The sequence below is a fragment of the Microcystis sp. 49638_E5 genome, assembly GCF_021300285.1.
Classification (GTDB): domain Bacteria; phylum Cyanobacteriota; class Cyanobacteriia; order Cyanobacteriales; family Microcystaceae; genus Microcystis; species Microcystis aeruginosa_C.
In genome coordinates, this window is the sequence record NZ_JAJTDH010000115.1 from 1 (window position 1) to 8,460 (window position 8,460).

The window sequence follows — 8,460 nt, forward strand, 5'->3', positions numbered from 1 at the left end:
GCACCCCCCTTATCAAGGGGGATCCCCCCGCCTATCGGCACCCCCCTTATCAAGGGGGGCAGGGGGGATCGAACCTAAAATCCATTTTTAATTTAATTATAACCAGCTACTTAATGCCCTACAGTCTCGTTCTCAATCTCACACCTCGATCGCCGATCTATCCGAATTTTCTCACCGGACGACACCTTCACGCGCTATTCCTTACCCTTGTCAGTAGTGTCGATCAGGAATTAGGGGACATTCTACACACAGCCGAGGCAGATAAAGCCTTCACCTTATCGCCACTACAGATGCAATCTGGTGGAAAAACGATAAATTCCCCGCAGTGGCGACACGAACGGCCAATCGCCCCAGAAACTCCCTGCTGGTGGCGGATTTCTCTGCTCGATGACCGATTATTCGGTAAATTAACCTCGCTCTGGTTGAATCTCAATCCAAAACACCCCTGGCATCTCGGTTCCGCCGATCTGGTTATCACTAGCGTCCTCGCCACCCCGCAATCGGTTCAATTCTGGGCGAACTCTTGTACTTATCAATACCTGTATGAAAACGCCTCGGAAACGAATCGAGAATTTGATTTCCTTTTCGCTACCCCCGTCACCTTCCGGCAGGGAAAATTCGATAGTGCCTTACCGACGCGGGAACTGGTGTTTAATGGCCTTCTCAGTCGTTGGAATCGCTATAGCGGGATCCCCTTCGATTCCATCGTCCTAGAGTCGATTTTCCCCAGTTTCTTCGATATTAAAACGAAATTAGCCGACGAAGCCTATAAAAACCATTCGATCGGTTGTGTAGGCGAGATTCACTATCGTCTTTTGGGAGAGGTGGAACCCGCAAAGATTAAAGCGATTAATGCACTGGCGGATTTTGCCCTCTACGCGGGAGTGGGACGGAAAACCACCATGGGAATGGGGATGACTCGCAGAATTTCTAAGGATAAAAGATAGTTATGGATGAATCTGATTACATACCGATCGCCGCCCTCAACCATTACGCCTACTGTCCCCACCGTTGTTGGAGAATGTTCGTCGCTGGGGAATTTCTCGATAATAGCTACACGATCGAGGGAACAAATTTACACGAGCGAGTTCACACCGTCGGGGCGGCAAACCGCGAGGAAATATGGCAAATTCGGGCGATCTGGCTTAAATCAGACAATTACCGTCTCATCGGTAAAGCCGATCTGATCGAGTCCCACGACGGCGAATTTATCCCCGTGGAATACAAACGGGGCAGTAAGGGCGAATGGGATAACGACGAGTTGCAGGTGTGCGCTCAAGCCATCTGTTTGGAAGAAATGACGGGAAAAAGGCTAGATACTGGCTATATCTACTATGCCAGTTCTCACCAGCGTCAACCGGTGGCGATCGATCTTGCTCTACGGCAACGGGCGATCGCTACGATCCGAGCAATTGAAACCCTGATCCAGACGGGAAAAATGCCACCGGCGGTCTATTCACCCCGCTGCAAGGGATGCAGTTTGTTCGATCGCTGCTTGCCCCGATTAACCGAAAAAGTCCAACGATATCGAGAGGAAGACTAAAAAATATGGGAACGGTATATGTGACAAGAGAAGACGCATTTCTCGGCAAAAATGACGAGCGTTTAACGGTCAAAGCATCCAAAGAAACGATCCTCGATGTTCCTTTATTGAACGTGGAAGGAGTGGTGATTTTCGGACGGGGTTCAGTTTCTCCCGCATTGGTGATCGAATTGTTGGAACGTCATATTCCGCTCAGTTTCGTCACATCCACCGGACGCTATCTCGGTAGATTGGAACCGGAGATGACCAAAAATATTTTCGTTCGTCGAGCGCAATGGCAGGCCGCCGGCGATTCCCCGAAAGCCATTCATTTAGTGCGGGGATTCGTCCGCGGCAAGCTGAAGAATTACCGCAACATTCTACTCCGTCGTCAACGCGATCGAAAAGAGTTGGATTTACAAACGGCGATCGCTTGTCTGGAAGCAGCGATCGGCTCGATCGAAACAACCTCGGCGATCGATTCTCTCCGGGGGTTAGAGGGAGCCGGAAGCGCAGCCTATTTCAGTTGTTTTGATTCCTTAATTCTCGGCGATACTTTTACCTTTGCCTCGCGTAACCGTCGCCCCCCGCGAGATCCGGTCAATTCTCTTTTGAGTCTGGGTTATGCGTTATTGCGCCATGACGTGCAGAGTGCGATCAATTTGGTCGGTTTTGACCCCTATCTCGGTTATCTTCACTATCAACGTTACGGTCGCCCCTCGCTGGCACTGGATCTGATGGAAGAATTTAGAGCGATCGTCGTTGATGCCGTGGTTCTCAATGGGATCAATCATCCTTATCTTACCCCCGAACATTTCACCACCGAACCCTTAAGCGGTGCGGTTTCCCTCACGAGAGAGGGGTTACAGATTTTCCTGCGCTTGTACGAACAGAAGAAACAATCCAAGTTTAAGCATCCGGTAATGGGTAAACAGTGTACTTATCAAGAAGCTTTCGAGATTCAGGCCCGACTAATGGCGAAATATCTGATGGACGAGACGGATAAGTATCCACCTTTGATTTTAAAGTAGGTAGAGGCGGTCATGTATTTTGTTGTCAGTTACGACATTTCCGATGATAAGCGACGAACCAAAATTCACAATACGTTAAAGTCCTACGGCCAACGGGTGCAGTATAGTGTTTTTGAGTGCGATCTAACCGATACCCAGTACGCTAAGCTGCGCGGGCGCTTGAGTAAGTTGATCAAACCCGATACCGATAGCATCCGCTTTTATTTTCTCTGCGCCTGTTGTCGGGGTAAAGTGGAACGCATCGGTGGTGAGTTACCCCGGGATAATACAATTTTTTTTGTTTAGCTCGGTTGCGCTTCCGGGTAGCTGTAAAAATTCTTAACTATTATGTGGTGGCTGAAAAGCTTATGGAATATAGATTCGAGATGATTTTCCTTTCCAACGCGGGGCGCACCTTATCCCGTAAGGTTTTGCGGGGTCTTGAAGAACTGGGTCACTTGCTGTATGATTGGTTTATTGCGGGTGCGGCGCATACGAACCTTGAAAATCCCATAGCGTATAGCTTTTACCACTGGGCGGTTCCAATTAATCTTAAACCCTACTAGGGATTGAAACCTCCCAGATTTTGCCTCTCAGTCCTGTCTGGTTGGTTCCAATTAATCTTAAACCCTACTAGGGATTGAAACAGTGATACTTTCAAGCAGTCAGTAGAAGATGGAAGTTCCAATTAATCTTAAACCCTACTAGGGATTGAAACGATTTTAGATTCTACTGTAGAAAAGATAAGCACTCGTTCCAATTAATCTTAAACCCTACTAGGGATTGAAACTTTTAATTTTTATTCTCTAATTTCTAAAGTTATCCCCCAGTTCCAATTAATCTTAAACCCTACTAGGGATTGAAACGCGGAAAATGGGGGGGCTTACTGGCTGCTCGAGTTCCAATTAATCTTAAACCCTACTAGGGATTGAAACGATGCAAAAAATAACCCCTAGCAAAATTAAAAGCGTTCCAATTAATCTTAAACCCTACTAGGGATTGAAACATCTACTCCAGAGGACACACCCCCGCATCCTCGTTCCAATTAATCTTAAACCCTACTAGGGATTGAAACATTATTAATTATTTTGCAGTTAACTAACATTACCGTTCCAATTAATCTTAAACCCTACTAGGGATTGAAACAAAGCCGCAGAGCAAAAAGGTGCGCGAATTTATCGTTCCAATTAATCTTAAACCCTACTAGGGATTGAAACGTCGGATCGGACATTGGCTCGCTGTACCGACTTAGTTCCAATTAATCTTAAACCCTACTAGGGATTGAAACATTAGTTTGATTCGCGGCAATAAATCGAGAATTAGCGTTCCAATTAATCTTAAACCCTACTAGGGATTGAAACAACAGCTATCCGGGAAGGAATTGATCTAGTAGGTGTTCCAATTAATCTTAAACCCTACTAGGGATTGAAACCTGGCCACGGGGGGTACGGGGGGATCGAACTTCGTTCCAATTAATCTTAAACCCTACTAGGGATTGAAACTAAGATAAATGCGACAAATCACGGCAATATTCAAGTTCCAATTAATCTTAAACCCTACTAGGGATTGAAACTTACTTTGAGGCAGATCCCAAGAATTTGCAAAAAGTTCCAATTAATCTTAAACCCTATTAGGGATTGAAACAGGATAAAGCCGAAGATATAGCACTGACTCCAGACGTTCCAATTAATCTTAAACCCTATTAGGGATTGAAACTAAAGTCGCTGCAAATTCCTTCATTTTTTCCTCTCCTGTTCCAATTAATCTTAAACCCTATTAGGGATTGAAACCACATTGCAAGAATTGATTAAGTTTGATCTGATTGTTCCAATTAATCTTAAACCCTATTAGGGATTGAAACTTAGTTGTTCGACTGCCGGCACAACTGGAACCCCAAGTTCCAATTAATCTTAAACCCTATTAGGGATTGAAACCGGCTCCCCCGCTATGTCTCCCCCCCGTCCACACGTTCCAATTAATCTTAAACCCTACTAGGGATTGAAACTAGCCTTAGACGATCGATCAAGTGGTTCATCTGTACGGTTCCAATTAATCTTAAACCCTACTAGGGATTGAAACATTTATGGTAAAAATTAACGAGAATGTTGTCCGGGTGTTCCAATTAATCTTAAACCCTACTAGGGATTGAAACAACTTTTTGCCACTAAATACGGTGCTAGTTTCCTCGTTCCAATTAATCTTAAACCCTACTAGGGATTGAAACCGGGTCGCTGGATTATAAGCATTGGTGCCTAGTCTGTTCCAATTAATCTTAAACCCTACTAGGGATTGAAACTTCCCGTCTGAAACCATTATCTCTGATTTCTTAAGGTTCCAATTAATCTTAAACCCTACTAGGGATTGAAACTGATCAAGTTTGTTTCGTGAACGTGAATAGTTTGAGTTCCAATTAATCTTAAACCCTACTAGGGATTGAAACTAGGTATTCGCTAGACAGAGAGAACTGTAAATTATTGTTCCAATTAATCTTAAACCCTACTAGGGATTGAAACTTACAGTTCCGTAAATCCAAACTCGGCTAATTTTGTTCCAATTAATCTTAAACCCTACTAGGGATTGAAACTAAAAATTTAAGTACCACAGAGTCTATCAGTTTGGTTCCAATTAATCTTAAACCCTACTAGGGATTGAAACCATTAAAAAGGAGATGCACATTTTTAACGCTTTCCCCGTTCCAATTAATCTTAAACCCTACTAGGGATTGAAACCGCCCTTTTTTTACCATGAAAGGAAAATTTTTAGAGTTCCAATTAATCTTAAACCCTACTAGGGATTGAAACGTAAACTCTATTTCTGGCCGATTCCAGAAATAAGGTTCCAATTAATCTTAAACCCTACTAGGGATTGAAACCTCGTTGTGGAAACCGCCGATTTCTCGACCTTCTTGTTCCAATTAATCTTAAACCCTACTAGGGATTGAAACGTAAGTAAGGCTTTCAATTCCCGATCCAACGCTTGTTCCAATTAATCTTAAACCCTACTAGGGATTGAAACCAATCAATTATCGAAGGCGATAGAGGAGCGGATGTTCCAATTAATCTTAAACCCTATTAGGGATTGAAACAGGAATCGATCAAGCTAATATTTCTCGATCACTACAGGTTCCAATTAATCTTAAACCCTATTAGGGATTGAAACAGAGGCTTATTAAAGTGGCGGAAAATGCAGGTCTGTTCCAATTAATCTTAAACCCTATTAGGGATTGAAACAAAGGACTAAGATAGAACTATTTACCGGTGCAGCTGTTCCAATTAATCTTAAACCCTACTAGGGATTGAAACTTGATCGGACTTGGTTTGAGATTCTCGATAAAGGTTCCAATTAATCTTAAACCCTACTAGGGATTGAAACAAAAAAAAGAGGTGGCGACCTACGGGGAACCTCCGCTTGTTCCAATTAATCTTAAACCCTACTAGGGATTGAAACCGGACCAATCGGCGATCAGAAGCAGCAGATAATCGTTCCAATTAATCTTAAACCCTACTAGGGATTGAAACTAAATACTCGATAAATATAAGTAATTCTTATAATGTTCCAATTAATCTTAAACCCTACTAGGGATTGAAACCCAATTAATAGCGGTTCCCATAAATTTACTCCTTTTGTTCCAATTAATCTTAAACCCTACTAGGGATTGAAACAGGAAATAATAGCAAGCGCTCGATCAATTATTGGCGTTCCAATTAATCTTAAACCCTACTAGGGATTGAAACAAGAGCCATCGTAACTCCCCCGATAGTTGATCCCGTTCCAATTAATCTTAAACCCTACTAGGGATTGAAACTTTTCCTTCCAAGAATAAAGCCGAGGATAGTGAGGGTTCCAATTAATCTTAAACCCTACTAGGGATTGAAACGATTCTAAGATAGAGATTACCTGCTTATCTGTTAGTTGTTCCAATTAATCTTAAACCCTACTAGGGATTGAAACACGGTTATCAATTGTCGATTTAAAAGATAAAACTGTTCCAATTAATCTTAAACCCTACTAGGGATTGAAACCAAAAAAATCTCATTAGCTCTCCCTTTAAACTAATGTTCCAATTAATCTTAAACCCTACTAGGGATTGAAACCATTTAGTTTCCCTATCAATTCCCCTTTTGATTCGTTCCAATTAATCTTAAACCCTACTAGGGATTGAAACCGCAATTATTTAATCCTCTTATAGCCAATCCTTCTTGTTCCAATTAATCTTAAACCCTACTAGGGATTGAAACAGCGATAATACTATCGATTGGATGCCAGAACGCCCAGACGTTCCAATTAATCTTAAACCCTACTAGGGATTGAAACTGACTCTAAGATTTAAGCTAATTAACGTGGAAAGTTCCAATTAATCTTAAACCCTACTAGGGATTGAAACCAATCTCATGCAGATTGGGGATGGGAGCCTGATCGGTTCCAATTAATCTTAAACCCTACTAGGGATTGAAACCCTAGCGCCGGGACCGCATCCGCATCCGGGATTTGTTCCAATTAATCTTAAACCCTACTAGGGATTGAAACATAGCGACATATTATTACAGGGTGATGATGCTGAGTTCCAATTAATCTTAAACCCTACTAGGGATTGAAACAAGCTGAGTTTTATTAGCATGGGTATGGCTATTATTCACAGCCGGTTCCAATTAATCTTAAACCCTACTAGGGATTGAAACCGAGAATGGCTGATTTAAGAGTTTTATGCTTAGCAGCCACGCCCGCCTGATTGGTGATTCCCACTATAGTCCAGTTCCAATTAATCTTAAACCCTACTAGGGATTGAAACTTATAAGGCCACTATAGTAGCCTTTTGTACTTAATCGTTCCAATTAATCTTAAACCCTACTAGGGATTGAAACTTCTCCCCAGCAATCACCTTTTCCTTTTCCCGATAGTTCCAATTAATCTTAAACCCTACTAGGGATTGAAACCCCTGCAAAAAAATCCGGCAAGAAGATCGAGAGTGTTCCAATTAATCTTAAACCCTACTAGGGATTGAAACAGTCTGACACCGTGCGATCACCTGCTGTATGCAATGTTCCAATTAATCTTAAACCCTACTAGGGATTGAAACTGCAATCTGCATACAATTCAAAAAATCCCAGAACCTTGTTCCAATTAATCTTAAACCCTACTAGGGATTGAAACATTTCATTCTGGAACGCCTGATAATTAGCATTTAGGTTCCAATTAATCTTAAACCCTACTAGGGATTGAAACGTTTGCTTCGCTGAATTGGGAGGCTAGTCTGCCTGGTTCCAATTAATCTTAAACCCTACTAGGGATTGAAACTTTACAGCATCCTAATGAGATTTGGGAACTAGACGGTTCCAATTAATCTTAAACCCTACTAGGGATTGAAACTCACATTCACCACCACCCCCGACAAAGAAACCCAGGTTCCAATTAATCTTAAACCCTACTAGGGATTGAAACCTCTTGGAAATGGCCAAGGACAGGGAGTTAAATCTAGTTCCAATTAATCTTAAACCCTACTAGGGATTGAAACTTACAGTTCCGTAAATCCAAACTCGGCTAATTTTGTTCCAATTAATCTTAAACCCTACTAGGGATTGAAACTTCGGTAGAAAGTATCAGCAGGATAGGCGATTAAAGTTCCAATTAATCTTAAACCCTACTAGGGATTGAAACGTAGAAATTACTTTGCCTAATGGTGAAAAATTACAGTTCCAATTAATCTTAAACCCTATTAGGGATTGAAACTTCTTTATTGTATAAATATTCATACTTAACGTCAGTTCGGGATAAGGGAGGAAAGAAAAGGCGGGGGCTAGTAAGCTGAAAAATATATAGGGTTTGCTGAATAATGGTAAAAACCTTACAGGAAAGGGCTTTTAGCTTGATTGAGAGCTTCCCAAATGCACTTAAATCTGCTAGAATCTCTTAAAACCCTTGCATCACCCT

The 8,460-nt window shown here is 42.1% G+C and carries 4 protein-coding genes and 1 CRISPR repeat array; all 4 genes read left to right on the plus strand.

Annotation, left to right across the window (positions count from 1 at the left end; translation table 11 throughout):
• Positions 1–113: 113 nt before the first annotated feature.
• The 4 genes from cas6 to cas2 are packed head-to-tail and all read left to right on the plus strand — an operon-like array spanning position 114 to position 2,838.
• Positions 114–947 carry a CRISPR-associated endoribonuclease Cas6 gene (cas6, locus tag LW728_RS20725; RefSeq protein ID WP_287768007.1) on the plus strand — a complete coding sequence of 278 codons (834 nt, stop codon included), beginning with the start codon at positions 114–116 and terminating at the stop codon, positions 945–947.
• Between the two features lie 2 nt (positions 948–949).
• Complete coding sequence (gene cas4, locus LW728_RS20730; protein WP_012266060.1) at positions 950–1,543, plus strand: CRISPR-associated protein Cas4; 594 nt, start codon at positions 950–952, stop codon at positions 1,541–1,543.
• Positions 1,544–1,548: 5 nt separating this feature from the next.
• Positions 1,549–2,553 (plus strand): type I-D CRISPR-associated endonuclease Cas1d, encoded by a 1,005-nt coding sequence (gene cas1d, locus LW728_RS20735; RefSeq protein ID WP_287768009.1) that lies wholly within the window; start codon positions 1,549–1,551, stop codon positions 2,551–2,553.
• Positions 2,554–2,565: 12 nt separating this feature from the next.
• Positions 2,566–2,838, plus strand: coding sequence for a CRISPR-associated endonuclease Cas2 (gene cas2 / locus LW728_RS20740; protein WP_002742874.1), 273 nt, complete (start codon positions 2,566–2,568; stop codon positions 2,836–2,838).
• 233 nt (positions 2,839–3,071) lie between these two features.
• Positions 3,072–8,259: a CRISPR direct-repeat array (repeat unit 37 nt; unit sequence GTTCCAATTAATCTTAAACCCTACTAGGGATTGAAAC).
• The last annotated feature ends 201 nt before the right edge of the window (positions 8,260–8,460 follow it).

What these genes read in the sequence shown, in the direction of transcription:
- cas6 (WP_287768007.1), top strand. Translation starts at nt 114, where the DNA reads ATGCCCTACAGTCTCGTTCTCAATCTCACACCTCGATCGCCGATCTAT.
- cas4 (WP_012266060.1), top strand. Translation starts at nt 950, where the DNA reads ATGGATGAATCTGATTACATACCGATCGCCGCCCTCAACCATTACGCC.
- cas1d (WP_287768009.1), top strand. Translation starts at nt 1,549, where the DNA reads ATGGGAACGGTATATGTGACAAGAGAAGACGCATTTCTCGGCAAAAAT.
- cas2 (WP_002742874.1), top strand. Translation starts at nt 2,566, where the DNA reads ATGTATTTTGTTGTCAGTTACGACATTTCCGATGATAAGCGACGAACC.